We start from the raw sequence: 18,999 nt of genomic DNA on the forward strand, positions 1-18,999 counted from the left end.
AATTTGAGCTCAGACAATATTCATGCAACGTTACGCGTGCACCGGTAGTATGAAATAATAGAAGAATGAAATACAACCTACTCCTAATATTCATTATGATCTTGGGCAAGAATGGTCTTGCTCAAAAGAAATTCATAACCGTACTTCAAGATACCATTCATTTGAGAGGTATAGTTTACAACAACGATAGCGCACCTGCACCAAATGTTCTTTTGTTATCTCGTAATAGGAATTTAGATGGCTTGGAACTTTTTACCAGGAGCGATAAAGATGGCCGCTTCCAACTTAAGGGAGCAAGATGGCAGGACAGCATTTTGGTTATTGGTGTGCAGAACGGGACTTGGGTTTATAATAAGGGGAGTCGTTTCATTTCTATCACCTTACCTGCGGAGCAGCCGAAAAATATCAATGAGGGAGAACCTATCCTCATCACCTCATCAAAAATAGGTGATCGCAAAAAATTCCCGGTCAAGTACGAGATCAGTAACGAGGCCTGTTTTGATTGCGGGCCGGGTATATATAAGCATGACTCGGAATACCCCGGAGGCATCGATAAACTAATTGAATTCATCAAACATAGCGTTAGTTATCCCGAAAAAGCTGCGAATAATGGCATTGAAGGTGGTGTCGAAATAGAATTCGAGATAGCTAAAGACGGCTCGCCGCAAAACTTCAAGATCGTTAAGGGCACTGGTTATGGATGCGAGGACAGGGTAATCGCCGCAATAAAACGGGCAAAGAAATGGAAACCGGGCATTTTGAATGGCAGATATTTAAAGACCACAAAGTTGGTAGCGTTCGAATTTAAATTGGTTGGAAAGTAGTTAAGAAGCTTGTTCACGATCGTTCACGGGAAAAGCCCTACCGTTAACACCACTAATAGTTGACTATCAGTTAGTTATAAAAAATGTTCATCAAACCTGTGTTCACGGCTCAAATTTTCTATACTGAATATCAACAAGTTACATACATTGCCTACCCCGTGTTCACGCGTGAACATGAACGCTCTGAACATCTGTGTGTAAGCTCTACAGCATCTGGTCAGACTCGTCAAACGAAACAAAAAATTAACAATTCCCAATTTCTCAATTAATTATAACTTTACACCGCTTTATAAAACAACAACAGAGTATGGCTTATAATTTATTAGAAGGTAAAAAGGGCATTATTTTCGGCGCGCTTAACGAGCAGTCGATCGCATGGAAGGTTGCACAACGTGCAGTTCAGGAAGGTGCACAGATCGTGCTATCTAACGCTCCTATCGCTTTGCGTATGGGCGAGCTGAACAAATTGGCCGAAGAATGCAATGCCCCAATTATTGGTGCCGACGTGACCAATAACGACGACCTTGTAAACCTGTTCACCAAAACGCAGGAACATTTTAACGGCGGTGTTGACTTTGTGCTACACTCGATCGGTATGAGTGTGAACGTGCGTAAAGGCATCCACTACACCGAAAATAACTACGATTTTACCCACAAGGGTTTCGATATATCAGCATTGAGCTTACACCGCGTATTGGCTACCGCCATGAAGCTGGACGCGATCAATGAGTGGGGTTCGGTAGTAGCGCTAAGCTACATCGCTGCCCAACGTGTATTCCCTGACTACAACGATATGGCCGATAACAAGGCTTATCTGGAGAGCATTGCCCGTAACTTCGGTTACCAATATGGTGTTAAAAAGAATGTGCGTATCAATACCGTATCGCAATCACCTACCCGCACCACAGCAGGCTCAGGCGTTAAAGGTTTCGACGGCTTTATTAATTATGCCGAGAAAATGAGTCCGCTTGGTAATGCGAGTGCAGATCAGTGCGCTGATTACTGCGTAAGCTTGTTCAGCGATCTGACCAAAATGGTAACTATGCAGAACCTCTTCCACGATGGTGGTTTCTCGCACACCGGCGTAACAGCTGATGTTATCGCTCAGATGGAGAAGTAGTTTGTGAGTCCGGAAGTCGGAAAGACCGAAAGTCCGAAAGAGCAAAGGAGCATATTCGATATCGAGTATGCTCCTTTGCTTTTTACGCCCTCCCTTTAGGGAGGGTTGGGAGGATTAACACAAAGGCCGGCTGCTTGCGCAGGCCGGCCTTTTCCATCACTCATCAACCACTCTCTAAAAACTCAACTTATTATAAAAACGCTCTTTTTAAGCCTTGCGTTGCCTCGGGCTTAAGGTTTCTAAACCTTTCGGCTTTAACCTTTTTCCTTTCACCTTACTTTACAGATATCTCTCTCGACTGGATCTTAGCTTCTTCTTTTTTAGCTACGATCAATTTTAAGATACCGTCAGTGTATTCAGCATTGATGTTAGCATGATCGACAGTTTCAGGCAAGGTGAATGACCTAACGAAAGACTTGTAGCTATACTCTTTCTTGCTGTATTTCTTGGTCTCGTCGGTAGTTTCAGCTTTCTTTTCTACCGATACGCTCAACACATCCTTATCCAGGCTGATTTTAAAGTCTTCTTTCTTTAAACCAGGAACCGCTAATTCGATATGGAATTCGTTCTCGGTCTCGGCAATATTTACGGCAGGTACTTTAGTTAAAAGTCTGTCGTTAATAAAAGAATCGTTAGCGATAGCGTTAAAAACGTCGCTGAACCATGGATTTACTGGATGTTGTTTGTGTCCGTTGTTAAATTTTACTAAGGTCATGTTATATCCTCCTAAATGTTATAATACTTATTATTATTTTCGTAGCTGATATATCAACGCACGTACCAAGGCGTTTTTCCATCAAAACAGCAGACACTTTGTCTGCACAAACCAACATCTACCGACAAAAAGACATAAAATGGCTGAAAATTTAGCTGATTACAGATATAGCACCCCCATCCCCATCCGCTTTTCGGATATCGATGCCTTTGGGAATGTAAGCAATACCATATACCTTACTTATTTTGAGATAGCTCGTCAGGCTTATTGGAAAGAGATCATTCAATGGGACATGGGCAAGTCGGGGGTGATCTTAGGCAAAGCCGAGATCAACTACCTGAAACCCCTCACCATTACCCACCAGATCAAATGCTACATCCGCACATCACGTATCGGCAACAGTAGCTTTGACGTAATGCACGTGTTAGTAAAGGTGACCGAACATGGCGAAGAGATCTGCACCACCGGCAAAAGCTTGTGTGTGAGCTATGATTATACCGCTAAGAAACCAATCGGGATACCGACTGCCGAACGCCAACGGATGATAGAGTATGACGAGCCGGGGTTGATAACGAATACGAATTAGCCACCTGCGGCGTAGTGAATAGTGACCAGTCAATCAGTGATTAGTTAAAAAGCGTAATTACTGGTCACTGATCAACCGATCACGGTTCCACTGACCTTAGAATATCTTCCCCGGATTCATAATACCGTTGGGGTCAAATACTGCTTTGATGCCACGCATCAGGTTCAAGTGAACTTCCGAATACTTCAGCGGCATAAATTCTTTTTGTACCAGACCAATGCCATGCTCACCACTAATGGTGCCGCCTAAGGCTACGGTCAGTTCAAATATCTCTCGGATGCCGCCTTTTAGTTTAGTATTCCAATCCTCGTCGCTCATGTCGCCTTTAATAATATTTACGTGCAGGTTGCCGTCGCCGGCGTGGCCATAACAAACGGACTGGAAGCCATAACGGCTGCCTACTTCTTTAATACCGTTTATCAGCTTAGGCAAAGCCGCACGCGGAACTACGGTATCCTCTTCTTTATAAACTGAGTTCGATTTCACAGACTCCGCCATGGTGCGGCGCATCTTCCATAGCTCTTCTTTTTGGGCGGATGTATCAGCAAAGAGGACGTCTTTACATTCGAATTCCTCCAGCACTGCGTTCACTTTTTCGGCGGCATCAAATATGGTGTCCATATTATTACCGTCTATCTCGATGAGCAGGAATGCTTTGATGTCATCCTTTAAATCGAATACTATGCCATCGTGCTCGATCACCCATTCAACTCCTCTACGCTCCATAAACTCTAAAGCCGACGGCACAACACCCGCTCTAAATATCGCTGAGACTGCACCACAAGCTGCTTCATTAGTACCGAATGAGGCTAACATTAATACATTATGATCCGGCTTAGGTACAAGCTTCACTACGATCTTGGTGACGATACCGAAAGTCCCTTCTGATCCTATAAACAATTGTGTAAGATTATAACCCGAAGCATATTTCAATGTATTAGCGCCGGTCCACAGGATCTCGCCGTTAGGTAATACTACTTGCAGGTTAAGGATGTATTCGCGAATGGTGCCGTACTTAACCACCCTTGGTCCACCCGATCCATGAGATACGTTGCCGCCGATAAAACAACTTCCCTTACTTGCAGGATCCACAGGATAAAGCAGGCCTTTCTCGGCCGCAGCGTCTATAAACACCTCGGTGATCACGCCGGGCTCTACCGTAGCCTGCAGATTGTCTTCGTCAATTTGGATGATGTTGTTAAAACGCTCCATGCTGATGAGTAATCCGCCTAAGATAGGTAATGCGCCGCCACTCAAACCCGTTCCTGCTCCGCGCGGGGTTACCGGGATCAGGTTATCGTTACAGAGTTTTAATAACGTCGATACCTGCTCGGGCGTGTTAGGCTTGGCAACTACCTCGGGATAATAACGGAGATCTTCGGTCTCGTCATGGCAGTAGCGTTCCATTTCCTCGCCGGAGGTGATGATAAATTTATCGCCAACTATTTCGGTAAATGCTGCCAATAATTCGGGCGTTATCTTATTATATCCCATAGGTCTATTTGTTATACGGTTATGGTAACGGCCGAGTGTGCTACACGGCCTTGTAATGGTGGGTTCAGTTTTTTTAGTGCTACACGGATGCTTAGCAGATAGGGATGCTCGTCCCGGATACGCTTGGTGATGTTGTGTGCAACGGTCTCTAAAAGCTTGGCTGTTTTGGCCATTTCCTCTTTAGCGATATTGTATAACTGCTCATAGTTTACCGTATCACTTAATTCATCAGCCGACAGGTCGGCATCTGTTTCAAAGTCGACATAGATATCGATAATGAACTTATTACCTAACAATTGCTCTTCAGGATAGAAACCGTGATACGCGAAAAACTCCGCACCGTGTAAACTGACTGTGATCATGTATTTCCAAAGGTAATAATTGTTTTTGTAGAGAAACGACACCTCGTGTCTCAGCCTATGCATGTCAAACCACGCTAATGGATCTCGCAAACGGAAGACACGAGGTATCGTGTCTCTACAGAAGAAAACTTAAACTTTGCGGTTAATTATTAGATTTGCTTATTAACGCCACCCAACTATGCCTAAAGCAGATCTTTTTGAATCGCCTGATTATTATCTGATGGATGAATTGCTGACCGATGAGCATAAACTCATTCGGCAATCGGTACGAGACTGGGTAAAGAAGGAGGTTTCTCCTATTATCGAAGATCATGCACAACGGGCCGAATTCCCTAAGCATTTGATACCGGGTTTAGCAGGCGTCGGCGCTTTTGGGCCAACCATCCCTGTTGAGTACGGCGGCGCAGGATTAGACTATACCGCTTACGGCATCATTATGCAAGAGATAGAGCGGGGCGATTCGGGCATAAGATCTACTGCATCCGTACAAGGCTCGCTGGTGATGTACCCGATCTATGCTTACGGATCTGAAGAGCAGAAACAAAAGTATCTACCAAAATTAGCCAACGGCGAGCTAATGGGCTGCTTTGGCCTGACCGAACCTGACCATGGATCTAACCCGGGCGGCATGGTCACCAATATTAAAGATGCAGGTGATCACTACATACTTAACGGTGCTAAAATGTGGATATCCAATGCGCCTTTTGCCGATATAGCGGTGGTATGGGCCAAAGATGAGTTGGGCAAGATCCGCGGACTGATCGTTGAGCGCGGCATGGAGGGCTTCAGCACGCCTGAGACCCATAACAAATGGAGTTTAAGGGCGTCGGCAACCGGCGAATTGGTGTTTGATAATGTAAAGGTACCTAAAGAAAACCTTTTACCCGGAGCGGCCGGAATTAAAGGGCCGCTCGGTTGCTTGAACCAGGCTCGCTTTGGTATTGCCTGGGGTGCTATCGGCGCTGCTATGGATTGCTATGATACGGCTTTACGTTATGCAAAAGAGCGTGTGCAGTTTGGCAAACCTATTGGCGGGTTTCAATTGCAACAGAAGAAATTAGCTGAGATGATCACCGAGATTACCAAAGCCCAATTACTCAATTGGCGGTTAGGGGTACTTAAAAGCGACGGTCGCGCCACCGCTGCCCAAATATCTATGGCCAAGCGCAACAGTGTGGAGACAGCATTGAGCGTAGCCCGCAACGCTCGCCAAATGCTGGGCGGGATGGGCATCACCGGCGAGTTCTCTATCATGCGCCACATGATGAATCTGGAATCGGTAGTTACTTATGAAGGAACGCATGATATACACTTACTCATTACCGGGCATGATGTTACCGGACTGGACGCTTTTAAGTGATCTATCTACTTAAAAGAAAGATCGGACGGTCAGCTTAATACCACAACTATAAAGAATATTTTTTGAGTTAAATCTTGCTTGTCACAGGTAATTGGGGTATATTTGTTATAACTATTACACTGGATGCCCTTCCGCACATTTAGACTTGCTTATCTCAATTATTCGCTTCGCCCCATACTTTGGTCGCTTATCGCAATAGGCTTTTTTTCGCAGTGCCACAGTGATCAAAAAGATGACGTTGAGCACTCTAAAGCGTTCAAACCCATCTATGATTCTACTAATCGCCTGCTTGAATTAGGCAAAGATAAACAGGCCATCGTTTATGTTGATTCGGCCACCAATGGGCTGTCAAACCTTACCCTTACCGATCAATATCGCATTTACGGCTTTCATTTTATGTATCATAACCGTGGCACGCACGACTATGAGCAAGCCTTAAAGTATGCCGACAGCATGCTGGCCACTGCAAGTAAAATGACTAACAAAAAAAGTTATATCAGTTTTATGGCCGATGGCAACTTCGCTCGTGGTGATGCGTTGTTCGAATTAGGGAGACATTCCGACTCGTACACCGCTTATTATCAGGGCTATCTGTTGGCTCATGACAATTTGGACAATTGCACGCTGTCATCATACACCTATCGCATGGGTATGATCACCTACAAGCAAGCTAACTATAAATTCGCGGTCACTTATTTTAAGCAAAGTTTTGAGCAGAACAAGGCCTGCAAAGAGGAATTTATATCGTTCTTTCGTCAGCAGGAGGTTTTAGATAATATCGCGCTCAGCTACCGTAATCAGGAAAAGCTGGACAGTGCCGACTTTTATTTCAAGGAGACCCTTAAATATCTGGATACAAATGCGGATAAATACAAAGGCAGGGCTAATATTATAGAAGTTGCCCGGGCTGTAGTTTATGGCAACATGGCCGATATTTACGAAAACAAAGGTGAAATAGACAAGGCCATTGAGCTATTAAAAAAAGGAGTAGTTACTAACCTTAAAAAAGGGAATGACAACCACGATGCCCATTTATCCGAATTACAAATGGTGCAGCTATACATGGGCCAAGGGAAAGACGATGTGGCTTTTGACCTGCTGAAAGTTATCCGTACCCAACTGGACAGCTTACCATCGGCAGATGGCGAGGGTATGTGGAATATGCTGATGACCAGGTATTATGAAAAGAAGAATGATCTGGGCAAAGCTTATCCTTATGCTAAGGTATTCCACCGGATAAAGGATTCGTTGCTGATCAAAGGGCGCACGCTGAAGGAAGCCAACGTGAATGAGCAGCTGGCCAGCATGCAAAAGCAGACCCAGATATTAGCACTGCAAAACACTCAACGCATTTACAAATATGCCGGCATCATATTTATTTCCATGTCGCTGGTGATCATCCTTTTGGTTTATCGCAACTGGAAACGTTCGCGTCAGGAAATGTTGATGGTAAGTTCGCTTAACAAACAGATCCTGATCCAAAAAACTGACTTGGAACGTACCCTGACCGATCTGGAAAGCAGCATACAAGAGAAGGACCGCATTCTACGCACCGTGGCGCACGACCTTAGAAACCCTTTAGGTGGTATCGCTTCGCTTACCAATGCCCTGTCTGACGAGGGCGGACACACCGATGAGCAGCAAGAGTTTCTGGATGTTATTAAAGAGACGGCTCACGACTCATTAGAACTGATCAACGAGATACTGGAAGCAACTACGAGTACTACAGAGGGCGAACTACCAACACAGCCGGTCGATATCAATTCATTGATCAGCAACAGCGTGGAGTTGATGCGTTTTAAAGCCGCCGAAAAAAATCAAAAGATCATCCTGACCACTTTGCCTACCCCGGAATTATTACTGATCACCAGGGGCAAGATATGGCGGGTAATGAGTAATCTTATCAGTAATGCCATCAAATTCAGCCCGGTAAGTTCGGATATCAGGGTAACAATTACCGACGAGGATAAAGAGATACAAGTAGCTGTAGCCGACCGGGGAATAGGCATTCCGGTCGAAATTAAGGATTCAGTATTTAACATGTTCACGCATGCCAAACGCCCGGGTACTTTGGGTGAAAAGTCTTTCGGATTGGGTTTATCTATCTGTCGCCAGATCGTAGAAAAACATCAGGGTAAATTATGGTTCGAGAATAACCCCGATGGCGGCGCGACTTTTTTTGTGCGATTAAAAAAGAATGTGGTATCACCGATAGTTCAGGCATCAGCCTAAAATATCTTACTCATTTCCGGCCAAAAAATTGGCGTACCACTTACCTGCAGCTTTAATAGTGCGTTGCTGGGTTTTAAAGTCTACGTGCACCAAACCAAAGCGCGGATGATAGCCCTCGGCCCACTCAAAGTTATCGGTCAGCGTCCACACAAAGTATCCTTTAACATTTACGCCTTCATTCTTTGCCTTTAAAACCTGGCCAATGTGTTTTTGCAGATAATCTACACGTTGGGTATCGTTCACTTCGCCGTCTATCAATTGGTCTTCAAAAGCTACCCCGTTCTCCGTAATATAAAATGCTTTGGCTGGAGCATATGCAGAAAAACGTTTCAACACTTGATATATCGATGGCGGATAAACCTCCCACCCCATTTGCGTTAGCGGCACGTTACGTTTTTCGGCCTTTACCAAAGTGGCATATATGTAAGGGGTGAACAGCGAGAAGCGGACCATCTCGCGAGTGTAACATTGCAAGCCAATAAAATCAAAGTCGAATTTAAGCGCATCCGCATCGCCGGGCTGCATAAGTTTCTTTATACCTTCAAGCACAGGCACATCTGCCATTGGGTAACCTAAGCCCATCACCGGCTCTATAAACAAACGGTTAATGATGGCATCGGCACGTTTGGTGGCGTTGATATCCCGCTGTTTACTAGTGTAAGGTTCAACTGCTGAGCAAGAAAATGTAGTACCAACTACGGATCCAGGCAATATCTCTTTCAGCTTTTTACCGCCGGCCGCTAAACATAATGACGCATAAAGGACTGCAGGTAAAAAATTCTTCACCCCTGTTCGGCCCGGCGCATGTACGCCTAAAAAGTAACCGGCACCGGTAAACACAGCGGGTTCGTTCATCACCATCCAATGCTTAACCCTGTCGCCAAAACTGTTGGCGCATATAGTTACGTAATTAATGAACCATTCAATTATATTACGGTTTGTCCAACCGCCCTGCTTTTCGAGTGCCAGGGGCAGATCCCAATGATAGATGGTGAGCCATGGCTCGACCCCTTGCTGCAGACAGTAATTGATAACGTTGTTGTAATGATCTATCCCGGCTTGATTGACCTCGCCATCACCTTGCGGAAGAATACGCGACCAGGCGATAGAAAAACGAAAGTTAGGGATGTTCATCTGTTTTACCAGATCAATGTCCCGTTGATAGTTAAGATAGAATTCGCAGGCTGTATCGGCGCTTTCGCCTTTTAAGATCTTTCCCTTACGATGGGTAAATTCGTCCCAAATAGAGGCGCCTTTACCATCTTCACTACACGCCCCTTCGGTTTGGAAAGCGGCAGTGGAAACACCCCATGAAAAATCGTCGCCAAAAGACGCTTTATTAATATATATATCTTCCATTTACAGCGCCCGCAAGCCGGTGCTAAATTACTGATCTTTATCGGGATAGTGCTCACTACCCGGCAAAACATCAATGCATAAATGATGAACGCATGCTATTCAATACTAAGCGCTCACGCAGGATACCTATAAGGCTTATGATCTTAGCTATTAGTTTCATACCATTCATAATTTATTAATCACTAAGTTAAGCAGATGCCATTAACTGCAAATAACCAGCGTGTAATGTTTATGTTAACTCTATAAATATAAAAGCCGCTCCGTATTAGGGAGCGGCTTGATGTTATTCCATATCGCGTAAAGCTTTGATCTTGTCGTGCGTTACTTTGAGCTGGCTTTGCTGGTTAATGATAATGGACTGTAAATAAGAAGGAAGCCCTTCGTCCTGAAGAACGGTGAGGTAAGCTTTCTGTGCAGCATCCTCTCCAAACTCACAACTGGCCAAAACCGACTTATTCGTCTTTCCGAATGCATCTCTAACACTCATCCAGGTGCGATACAATTTACCGGACAAGGTTGTCCCTGTTTCGATATCACCACCCAGGGCGGCAACCTCTGTAGCTAATGCCAATTTAAACTGATGGCTTTCGCTGATGCATTCGACAAAGATACTTTTTAGTTGACCGTCGCTCTCTTTAAGGTCGGCCATAGCATTCTCATATCCTTTTATCCTGTCGTTGTGGATCTGGATAAGATCGTTCAGGTCTTCGATAGTTGTATTGGTGGTATTTTCCATAAAATGTTGATGTTGGTACACCTGAACAACATCGACCCCGTAGAAGTGTTTAATTTAAATGAAAAATATTAAACTCAATAAACTATTGACCCGAAAACAATCTAGCGACCTGAAATAGCAACACTTCGACAAAATTGTGCGACAAAACAGACAGTAAAATGGAGAACGAAGGTTACTTTTTAAAAGCAGATATTAACCAAATAGCAATGAATATAATGACCAGCACCACGATGATGCCTACCGCAAACCCTGCCTTAAATATGTCGCCAATCAACTGACAGCTGCTTAACATACTAATGATCAATAATAAAATTGTATAACGAATTGCACCCATAATATTATCGTGTTTAATTTAATATTAACTTAAAGACAACAACCATTCCTTAATTTAACACGACGGGAAACCACAGGCACGGAAATTGCGTATATCAAACTAGCATGACCAGTTGAAAACCAGCAACAAGACTGTTGTAAAAAAGACTTTAGCGTCAGTTTTTAAAATTGTGTCCATCCATCAAACTAAACTTTTAATACCTTTGCAATATCTACCAATATTAAGGCATTCGAAAGACATATACTAATAAATTATGAGTTACGAAATACAACCCAATATTTTTTGTGAAAATTGCATAAAATGCAATGAAAGACCTGTTGTTGATCAGGGCAAGAAAGGTTGGGAGATAAAATGCCCTAATAAAACTTGCAAAAATGTGGTAGCAGGCCCACTTCTTGATTTTGAAGGCTGGAATCGTTTGAACAAAAAGAACATTACTATCGCCGCTGAAACACAAGCGTTAAAACGTACAGCTTAAAAAGCTTGTTTGGCATATATGAGTAACTTACTTTTACGAGTTGCAAGTATATGTCAAACCTCCTTCTAACATTCTCCCAGGTTGATTTGGGTCGATCCAATGATCCGGTCTTAAATAATGTTGATCTTAAGATCTTTCAAAGTCAACATTTAGCCATTGTTGGCGCAGCAGGTTCTGGTAAAACAACTTTACTCAACGCAATTGCAGGCGATATTCAGCCAAGTAAAGGATATATCCTTCGTAATTTTGCCGACATCCCGGCAAACGGCAACAAGACCTTTACTGCTTTGGTTGCTGCTACCCACCATTTTCGCAACCTGTCTAATACTACAGATCTGTATTATCAGCAACGCTACAATTCAGCCGACTCTGAAGATGCGCTTACTGTTGAGGATCATTTGCAAACCATAGCCCGATCTGCGCCCTTAGATACCTACTGGACATTTGAACGAACCATTGACCTGCTAAACCTAAGATGCTTAACCCAAAAACATCTCATTAAACTTTCTAACGGAGAGGCCAAGCGGCTGATGTTAGCATCAGCGCTTTTAAATGGACCTCAGCTATTGCTTTTAGATGCACCATTGAATGGATTGGATGCAGATACCCGGGCAAATTTCGACCAGATCTTAACTCAGATAGCCGCCACCGGGATAACGATAGTGATAAGCACAAGTAGTAGCGAGATACCTACCATCGTTTCAAAAGTCGCGCTACTTGCCAATAACAGCATTACACTTTATAACAGTGTTGACTTTAATGCCAATCGATCAATAACCGATCCACTACCGATACAGCGGACCGACCTGAGCGGCTTGTTAGACAAATACCCTGTCGATCCTTATCAGCACATCGTTAACATGCAAAACGTTAACATTAAATATGGCGAAAAACAGGTATTAAGCAACATCAACTGGGAAGTTAGACAGGGGCAACGCTGGGCTTTGCTTGGCCCTAACGGCGCAGGCAAATCAACTTTGCTTAGCTTGATCAATGGAGACAACCCGCAAGCCTACGCTAACGATATGATACTTTTCGACAGAAAACGCGGAACCGGAGAAAGTATCTGGGATATTAAAAAACGCACGGGTTTTATATCGCCTGAGCTATTTCAGTATTTTCCGGGAGATAGTAGTTGCTTGCACACGATCGAATCGGGATATTATGATACCATGGGGCTGTTCCGCCCGTCAGACCCTAAAAAAGTAATACAGGCGTTAGCTTGGATGAGATTATTAGGCATAGAAAAATATGCCCGACATCTCTTAAAGAACATTCCAACAAGTGCGCAAAGGTTGTGCCTTTTGGCCCGGGCGATGATCAAATGCCCTACCCTTTTAATACTTGACGAACCTACCCAAGGCATGGATGCAACCCAGGTAGCTCATTTTAAAGGCTTGATCGATACTATTTGCCGCGACACAAATATCACAATTGTCTACGTAACACATTATCAGGAGCATCTGCCCGACAGCATTGATCATATTTTAAAACTCGCAGAAGGCAAAGTGATCGAATGCCATTAGTGCCGCACTAAGGGTAACTGGCGGAGATCTGTTTGTTTTTGTTGGTAGCATTATCTGAGCGGTAATTCGTTATATTTAACGACGATACATTTCTCATGATATCCGGGAACCGAACTAACTATAACTGGCTAATATTATGTTTTTGCACGATAAAGATCGTGCTGAACCTTTTCGCGATGCCGCATTTCGGTTTCCATCGCGATGAATTATTGCACTTGGTTTTGGCCGATCATTTGGATTGGGGCTATAAAGAGGTGCCGCCGTTCATCGCGGTACTCGCCTTTCTTACAAAAACATTGTTCGGGACGTCTGTATTTGCAGCGAGGGTATTCTCCACACTATTTGGCGCACTGATCATTTGGTTGACCGGCAAAATGGTGGTTGAATTTGGCGGACGGAAATTCGCCATATCGATCGCTTGCCTATCCATGATATTCGCGCCTGCGTTTATGGCCAGCCAATATCTTTTTCAGCCTGTCGTGTTCGATCAGTTTTGGTGGGTAATATCTGTTTGGTTACTGGTTAAATATGTGAATAGTAAACAGCCTAAATACCTTTATTGGCTGAGCATTGCCGTAGGATTAGGTATGCTGACCAAGTATAGTATGGCTTTCTTCGCCTTCTCGCTGTTAGCAGGGTTACTGATCAGCAAGCAGCGTAAATTACTATTTAACAAGCATATACTAATCGCTGTTGGAATAGCTATAGTTATCTTTCTACCGAATGTGATCTGGCAGGTAATTCATCATTTCCCGGTACTTACGCATATGCGCGAATTGAAAGAACAACAGTTGGACTATGTCGACCCAACCGATTTTTACAAGCAACAACTTTTAGTAAACGGTATGGGCTTGTTTATTTGGCTGACGGGCTTTGTTTATCTGATATTCTCCTTCCGCTTGCGTAACTATCAATTCCTTGCTTTCGCCTATATATTTGTATTTGCTTTTTTGGTGGTGATGCACGGTAAAGCATATTACCTTTTTGGCGCTTATCCAATGTTGTTTGCAGCGGGTGGTTTCGCGCTTGAGCAGTTGCTGCGTACAGCAAGGCCGTTTGTTCGTACATCTATAGCGACATTACTGATCATGCCTAACCTAATATTCCTGCCTCTACTTTTACCGGTGTTCCCCATCGGCCCAACTTTGGGATGGTTCAGATCGGTAGATAGATTAGGTTTCTTCGATTTTGCGGTAACATGGGAGGACCAGAAGAAACATCCACTAACGCAGGATTATGCAGATATGTTCGGCTGGGAAGAAATGGCGCAGAAAGCGGCGCAGGCATATCATAGCCTAACTCCTGAACAGCAAAAGGAGACTATCCTATTCGCCGGAAACTATGGCGAAGCTGGAGCGCTGCATCAGTTTAAAGACAAGTACAAGCTGCCGCAGGTCATCAGCTTAAACAGCAGCTTTACGCTATGGGCTCCGGATACCTTAAAGTTTAAGTATTTCATCTATGTAGACGAAGAAGGCGACGAATTGGAAAAAGCTTTTGGCTCAATGCAAAAAATGGGCGAAGTAACCGATTCCCTTGCTCGCGAAAAGGGTACGCAGATCTACCTGTACACCGACCCCAAGCCGGTCTTATTCGAGAGGTACAATAAAGAATTAGCTAAGAAAAGACTACAATAATTTCAACACCCCATGCGCGGACTAAAGACCATAATCTTCCTCATTATATCCAACACCTTTATGACCTTTGCCTGGTACGGGCATCTCAAATTTAAGGATTACGAATGGGGCAAAAACCTTGGGCTGATATCGATCATCATGATCAGCTGGGGATTAGCTTTCTTTGAATACGTTTTTCAAGTACCGGCCAACAAAGCTGGCTTTAAAGGCGACGGCGGACCGTTCACTTTGGTACAATTAAAGACCATTCAGGAAGCCATTACGCTAACCATCTTTATGATCTTCAGTATTATCTTTTTTAAGACCGAAAAATTCGGGTGGAATCATTTGGTAGGTTTTGGACTGATCGTGTTGGCGGTATTCGTGATATTTAAGAAATGGTGATGAGTAGGTTAAAGAAGAAAGGTAAAAGGCGAAAGATTTTTTGTAACCGATACTCTCCTTTGACCTTTGGCCGTTAACCTGTTACCTTCTTTAAAGCGGCTATAGTCCCTACCTGATCTTCCGCATTAAACACAAAATTACCTGCGATCAGGGACGTTGCTCCTGCGGCTACCAGTTTGGCAGCGTTATCAAGTGTTACACCACCGTCGATCTCAATGATCATATCAGGGTTGTATTCATCAGCTAAAGCCTTCAGCTCCGCCACTTTCTTATAAGTATGTTCAATGAACGCCTGACCACCAAAGCCGGGATTTACCGACATGATGATCACCAGGTCGATATCGGCAACGATATCTGCTAACAAAGCAACAGGGGTATGCGGATTGATCGCTACGCCCGCTAAGCATCCCAAAGCTTTAATAGCCTGAATAGTGCGGTGCAGATGCACACAAGCCTCCAAATGTACAGTAATATGGTCTGCACCGGCATCTTTAAAGTCTTTTAGATAACGGTCCGGATCGGTGATCATCAAGTGCACATCCAGCGGCTTTGTAGCCCACTTTTTGATGGCCTTTACCACCGGGAAACCAAAAGATATATTAGGCACAAAATGACCGTCCATAATGTCTACATGGAACCAGTCGGCCGCGCTGTTGTTGATCATCTCAACGTCGCGTTGCAGGTTGGCAAAATCGGCAGATAATACGGATGGGGCTACTTTATGGCTCATAGTTTCTTTTGATGATGTCTGGCAAATATAAAAGAATAGCCGGTTAGTTTGTTTGCGCTATTATCAAAGTCGGCATTTCATTAGGATAGCGGTTTGCTATATTATTGTCAGTGGATGTTCTTTTTCTTTTTTCGCGTGTTAATTGTTTTTTAAAGGCACTCAAGAGGGCAACGCCGTTTTCCGCAAAAGAAAAAGAACCAAAAAGAAAACTCCCGGCTATGTAACTCGCCTACGAAAGATTTGTGCGTGGCAAGGCCAGTAGTTCCCGGTGGCTTCCAATGCCAGAGAAGAAAGTTTATTTCCGGTTCATCTCGACATCTGATTTGATATACTGTGATCGAGATCCATTCCCCCTTCAGGGGGTTAGGGGGCATCAATCACAATTTTGCAGCAGATCGTAATACTTACGGATCAGCTCGGTATCGTAATTCACAAGGGAATTATAAGCTTCGGTAACCAGTTCCGTCAGGATGGATGCGCCGAGGGCTCCGGCACCGTTGGGAATATCTTCGTAGTATTTTATTAATTCCTTCACGCGGATGATCTCGTACAGCAGCGCCTGTATCAGGTCCGTTTGCGACGACACATACATTCCCGTAACCTGGTGGTTGAGAAAGTCTAAAGGATCATCGGTAGTATGAGACGTCATAGAAGGTAGAGCGCGCGCTTAATTAACAAATATTCAGTATCTGGTCCTATTGTCTAATTAAGGGAATATAAAAAAAGTGATTTTGTTTTAATTTTTTGACATTTTTTATAAAAAACTAAAAAAGCCCCTTTTGCAGGGGCTTGCTTTGAGGTGGAAGGTAAAAGGACAAAGGCAAAAGGTTATAAAACCTTTCACCTTTTACCTCTCGCCTTTAACCTTTATTAGTCTTTTTTCTCAGGGCGAGGCAATAGTACCTTGCGAGAAAGTTTGAATTTACCTTGTTTGTCGATCTCTAACAATTTCACTTTAACGATCTCGCCAATTTCGAACACGCCGTCCATGGTCTCGATACGTTTGTGATCTATCTCAGAGATGTGCAACAGACCGTCTTTACCCGGCATGATCTCGATGAACGCGCCGAAAGGCATGATCGAACGAACTTTACCTTCGTAAGTTTCGCCAACCTCAGGTTTCATCGCGATAGCTTTGATACGGCCTACAGCAGCGTCGATAGCGGCTTTGTCATCAGCAAAGATTTGAACAACACCCTGGTTGCCAACTTCCTCGATAGAGATGGTAGCACCGGTCTCGCGTTGCATTTCCTGTATGATCTTACCACCGGGACCAATTACGGCACCGATATACTCTTTATCGATACGGATGGTAACGATACGCGGAGCATGTGGTTTGTAATCTTCACGTGGGGCTTCGATGGTTTTAGCCATCTCGCCCAAGATATGTAAACGACCTTCTTTAGCTTGATCTAAGGCTTTAGCCAAAACATCATAAGAAAGACCATTGATCTTAAGGTCCATTTGGCAAGCAACGATACCATTTTTAGTACCTGTTACTTTAAAGTCCATATCACCTAAGTGATCCTCGTCACCAAGGATGTCAGAAAGGATAGCGTATTTGGTACCCATTTCGTTAGTGATCAAGCCCATGGCGATACCTGATACAGGTTCTTTGATCTTGATACCGGCATCCATCAAAGCTAATGTACCCGCGCAAACGGTAGCCATTGATGATGAGCCGTTAGACTCCAGGATATCAGAAACGATACGGATAGTGTATGGGTTCTCATCGTCAGCAGGCAATACTTGCTTTAACGAACGCATAGCCAGGTTACCGTGACCGATCTCGCGACGGCCCGCACCTCTGTTAGGACGAACCTCACCGGTTGAGAAACCAGGGAAGTTGTAGTGTAATAAGAATTTTTGATAACCGTTGATGAACGCACCATCGATCATTTGCTCATCGTCCTTAGCGCCTAAGGTAACGGTGGTCAAAGCCTGGGTCTCGCCACGGGTAAATACGGCAGAACCGTGAGCAGCAGGTAAGTAACCTACTTCGCTCCAGATAGGGCGTATCTCTGTAGTTTTACGTCCATCTAAACGTTTACCTTCGTCTAATACCAGGTTACGGATAGCGTCGTACTCTACATCATGGTAGTATTTTTTAGCTAAGGACTTGGTGATATCATCTATCTCGCCTAAGGTTTTGATATAGGTATCACGTACTTCTTTAAATTTAGCACCGCGCTCGTCTTTGCCCGAAGCAGAAGAAGCGATAGCATAAACCTGATCGTAAGTAGCAGCGTAGATGGCTTTTTTCAAGTCCTCGTTGCTGTGCTCGTGGCTGTAAACACGTTTTTCGGTCTTACCGGTCTCAATGGTCAACTCACGTTGGATCAAGCAATGATGCTTGATAGCTGTGTGCGCAAATTTGATCGCCTCAACCATTTCAGCTTCCTGGATCTCGTCGCACTGACCTTCAACCATGTTGATGTCAAATTCAGAACCGGCAACGATAAACTCTAAAGTAGCACGAGAAAGATCGCTCATTTTAGGATTGATCACCAATTGGCCATCGATCTTAGCTACACGTACTTCAGAAATAGGACCGTTGAAAGGGATATCAGAAACAGACAATGCTGCTGATGCTGCCAAACCCGCAAGCGCGTCAGGCATAATATCTTTGTCAGCTGAGATAAGTGAGATCATCACTTGGGTATCAGCATGATAATCTTCAGGGAATAATGGGCGCAAAGCACGGTCTACCAAACGAGAGATCAAAACCTCATAGTCTGACAAACGGGCCTCGCGACGTAAGAAACCACCCGGGATACGGCCTGTTGCAGCGTATTTCTCCTGGTAGTCAACAGAAAGCGGAAGGAAATCAACGCCTTCTTTAGCCTCGAACGATGATACAACAGTAGCTAATAGCATGGTGTCACCCATTTTAACTACTACCGAACCGTGCGCTTGTTTGGCCAGCTTACCAGTCTCGATCTCGATGGTGCGTCCATCGCCAAGGTCGATAACCTTTTTAATTACATTTAAACTCATTGTTTTTGCGTTATGCCACACCTTTCGTCTTTAGGGGTGCAGCGGTTTTTATTTTGAAAAATTGTAGCGGACAAAGTAAAAAAGCCATTCGATGAACGAACGGCTTTTTTTGTAAAAACTCGATA

17 protein-coding genes are annotated in these 18,999 nt (G+C 44.1%); 9 read left to right on the forward strand and 8 right to left on the reverse strand.

Annotated elements, in window-relative coordinates; genetic code table 11:
• Positions 1–65 precede the first annotated feature (65 nt).
• Positions 66–824, forward strand: coding sequence for an energy transducer TonB (locus IRJ16_RS21980; protein WP_194113992.1), 759 nt, complete (start codon positions 66–68; stop codon positions 822–824).
• Between the two features lie 307 nt (positions 825–1,131).
• Positions 1,132–1,944: an enoyl-ACP reductase FabI gene (locus IRJ16_RS21985; protein ID WP_194113993.1), complete on the forward strand. Its 813-nt coding sequence runs from the start codon at positions 1,132–1,134 to the stop codon at positions 1,942–1,944.
• 274 nt (positions 1,945–2,218) lie between these two features.
• On the opposite strand, the gene IRJ16_RS21990 is transcribed toward IRJ16_RS21985, so the two are convergent.
• A complete protein-coding gene (locus IRJ16_RS21990; protein ID WP_194113995.1) occupies positions 2,219–2,659 on the reverse strand; it encodes an Hsp20/alpha crystallin family protein in 441 nt (146 codons plus the stop codon).
• A gap of 139 nt (positions 2,660–2,798) precedes the next feature.
• Here IRJ16_RS21990 and IRJ16_RS21995 point away from each other — a divergent pair, with 139 nt between their 5' ends.
• Complete coding sequence (locus IRJ16_RS21995) at positions 2,799–3,245, forward strand: acyl-CoA thioesterase (protein ID WP_194113997.1); 447 nt, start codon at positions 2,799–2,801, stop codon at positions 3,243–3,245.
• 96 nt (positions 3,246–3,341) lie between these two features.
• Here the strand turns inward: IRJ16_RS21995 and IRJ16_RS22000 are convergent, their stop codons facing one another.
• Positions 3,342–4,739 (reverse strand): FAD-binding oxidoreductase, encoded by a 1,398-nt coding sequence (locus IRJ16_RS22000; RefSeq protein WP_194113999.1) that lies wholly within the window; start codon positions 4,737–4,739, stop codon positions 3,342–3,344.
• A gap of 11 nt (positions 4,740–4,750) precedes the next feature.
• Positions 4,751–5,101, reverse strand: a complete 351-nt coding sequence (gene folB, locus IRJ16_RS22005) for a dihydroneopterin aldolase (protein ID WP_194114001.1) — start codon at positions 5,099–5,101, stop codon at positions 4,751–4,753.
• Positions 5,102–5,279: 178 nt separating this feature from the next.
• Here folB and IRJ16_RS22010 point away from each other — a divergent pair, with 178 nt between their 5' ends.
• Together IRJ16_RS22010 and IRJ16_RS22015 are read left to right on the forward strand one after the other, a co-directional pair.
• Positions 5,280–6,461 (forward strand): acyl-CoA dehydrogenase family protein, encoded by a 1,182-nt coding sequence (locus IRJ16_RS22010; protein ID WP_194114003.1) that lies wholly within the window; start codon positions 5,280–5,282, stop codon positions 6,459–6,461.
• A gap of 123 nt (positions 6,462–6,584) precedes the next feature.
• Entirely contained in the window at positions 6,585–8,693 is a 2,109-nt protein-coding gene (locus IRJ16_RS22015) for a tetratricopeptide repeat-containing sensor histidine kinase (protein WP_194114005.1), read from the forward strand.
• 6 nt (positions 8,694–8,699) lie between these two features.
• Here the strand turns inward: IRJ16_RS22015 and IRJ16_RS22020 are convergent, their stop codons facing one another.
• Positions 8,700–10,052, reverse strand: coding sequence for a GH1 family beta-glucosidase (locus IRJ16_RS22020; protein ID WP_194114007.1), 1,353 nt, complete (start codon positions 10,050–10,052; stop codon positions 8,700–8,702).
• Between the two features lie 283 nt (positions 10,053–10,335).
• A complete protein-coding gene (locus IRJ16_RS22025; RefSeq protein WP_194114009.1) occupies positions 10,336–10,788 on the reverse strand; it encodes a PA2169 family four-helix-bundle protein in 453 nt (150 codons plus the stop codon).
• 587 nt (positions 10,789–11,375) lie between these two features.
• Here IRJ16_RS22025 and IRJ16_RS22030 point away from each other — a divergent pair.
• From IRJ16_RS22030 to IRJ16_RS22045, 4 genes are all read left to right on the forward strand, one after another.
• On the forward strand, positions 11,376–11,600 hold the full coding sequence (locus IRJ16_RS22030) for a hypothetical protein (protein ID WP_194114011.1): 225 nt from the start codon (positions 11,376–11,378) through the stop codon (positions 11,598–11,600).
• Between the two features lie 50 nt (positions 11,601–11,650).
• Positions 11,651–13,126, forward strand: coding sequence for an ATP-binding cassette domain-containing protein (locus IRJ16_RS22035; RefSeq protein ID WP_194114022.1), 1,476 nt, complete (start codon positions 11,651–11,653; stop codon positions 13,124–13,126).
• A 158-nt stretch (positions 13,127–13,284) separates the two neighbouring features.
• A complete protein-coding gene (locus tag IRJ16_RS22040; protein ID WP_194114025.1) occupies positions 13,285–14,763 on the forward strand; it encodes an ArnT family glycosyltransferase in 1,479 nt (492 codons plus the stop codon).
• 12 nt (positions 14,764–14,775) lie between these two features.
• The gene (locus IRJ16_RS22045; protein ID WP_194114026.1) at positions 14,776–15,147 is read left to right on the forward strand and encodes a DMT family protein; all 372 of its coding nucleotides are present in this window, start codon (positions 14,776–14,778) and stop codon (positions 15,145–15,147) included.
• Between the two features lie 73 nt (positions 15,148–15,220).
• Here the strand turns inward: IRJ16_RS22045 and rpe are convergent, their stop codons facing one another.
• The 3 genes from rpe to pnp all read right to left on the reverse strand — a co-directional run bounded on the left by rpe (position 15,221) and on the right by pnp (position 18,874).
• On the reverse strand, positions 15,221–15,877 hold the full coding sequence (gene rpe / locus IRJ16_RS22050) for a ribulose-phosphate 3-epimerase (protein WP_194114028.1): 657 nt from the start codon (positions 15,875–15,877) through the stop codon (positions 15,221–15,223).
• Positions 15,878–16,250: 373 nt separating this feature from the next.
• The gene (locus IRJ16_RS22055) at positions 16,251–16,526 is read right to left on the reverse strand and encodes a hypothetical protein (RefSeq protein ID WP_194114030.1); all 276 of its coding nucleotides are present in this window, start codon (positions 16,524–16,526) and stop codon (positions 16,251–16,253) included.
• Between the two features lie 221 nt (positions 16,527–16,747).
• On the reverse strand, positions 16,748–18,874 hold the full coding sequence (pnp, locus tag IRJ16_RS22060) for a polyribonucleotide nucleotidyltransferase (protein WP_194114032.1): 2,127 nt from the start codon (positions 18,872–18,874) through the stop codon (positions 16,748–16,750).
• Positions 18,875–18,999 lie beyond the last annotated feature (125 nt).

This window comes from Mucilaginibacter myungsuensis (assembly GCF_015222005.1).
Classification (GTDB): Bacteria; Bacteroidota; Bacteroidia; order Sphingobacteriales; family Sphingobacteriaceae; genus Mucilaginibacter; species Mucilaginibacter myungsuensis.

What these genes read in the sequence shown, in the direction of transcription:
- IRJ16_RS21980 (WP_194113992.1), top strand. Translation starts at nt 66, where the DNA reads ATGAAATACAACCTACTCCTAATATTCATTATGATCTTGGGCAAGAAT.
- IRJ16_RS21985 (WP_194113993.1), top strand. Translation starts at nt 1,132, where the DNA reads ATGGCTTATAATTTATTAGAAGGTAAAAAGGGCATTATTTTCGGCGCG.
- IRJ16_RS21990 (WP_194113995.1), bottom strand. Translation starts at nt 2,659, where the DNA reads ATGACCTTAGTAAAATTTAACAACGGACACAAACAACATCCAGTAAAT.
- IRJ16_RS21995 (WP_194113997.1), top strand. Translation starts at nt 2,799, where the DNA reads ATGGCTGAAAATTTAGCTGATTACAGATATAGCACCCCCATCCCCATC.
- IRJ16_RS22000 (WP_194113999.1), bottom strand. Translation starts at nt 4,739, where the DNA reads ATGGGATATAATAAGATAACGCCCGAATTATTGGCAGCATTTACCGAA.
- folB (WP_194114001.1), bottom strand. Translation starts at nt 5,101, where the DNA reads ATGATCACAGTCAGTTTACACGGTGCGGAGTTTTTCGCGTATCACGGT.
- IRJ16_RS22010 (WP_194114003.1), top strand. Translation starts at nt 5,280, where the DNA reads ATGCCTAAAGCAGATCTTTTTGAATCGCCTGATTATTATCTGATGGAT.
- IRJ16_RS22015 (WP_194114005.1), top strand. Translation starts at nt 6,585, where the DNA reads ATGCCCTTCCGCACATTTAGACTTGCTTATCTCAATTATTCGCTTCGC.
- IRJ16_RS22020 (WP_194114007.1), bottom strand. Translation starts at nt 10,052, where the DNA reads ATGGAAGATATATATATTAATAAAGCGTCTTTTGGCGACGATTTTTCA.
- IRJ16_RS22025 (WP_194114009.1), bottom strand. Translation starts at nt 10,788, where the DNA reads ATGGAAAATACCACCAATACAACTATCGAAGACCTGAACGATCTTATC.
- IRJ16_RS22030 (WP_194114011.1), top strand. Translation starts at nt 11,376, where the DNA reads ATGAGTTACGAAATACAACCCAATATTTTTTGTGAAAATTGCATAAAA.
- IRJ16_RS22035 (WP_194114022.1), top strand. Translation starts at nt 11,651, where the DNA reads ATGTCAAACCTCCTTCTAACATTCTCCCAGGTTGATTTGGGTCGATCC.
- IRJ16_RS22045 (WP_194114026.1), top strand. Translation starts at nt 14,776, where the DNA reads ATGCGCGGACTAAAGACCATAATCTTCCTCATTATATCCAACACCTTT.
- rpe (WP_194114028.1), bottom strand. Translation starts at nt 15,877, where the DNA reads ATGAGCCATAAAGTAGCCCCATCCGTATTATCTGCCGATTTTGCCAAC.
- IRJ16_RS22055 (WP_194114030.1), bottom strand. Translation starts at nt 16,526, where the DNA reads ATGACGTCTCATACTACCGATGATCCTTTAGACTTTCTCAACCACCAG.
- pnp (WP_194114032.1), bottom strand. Translation starts at nt 18,874, where the DNA reads ATGAGTTTAAATGTAATTAAAAAGGTTATCGACCTTGGCGATGGACGC.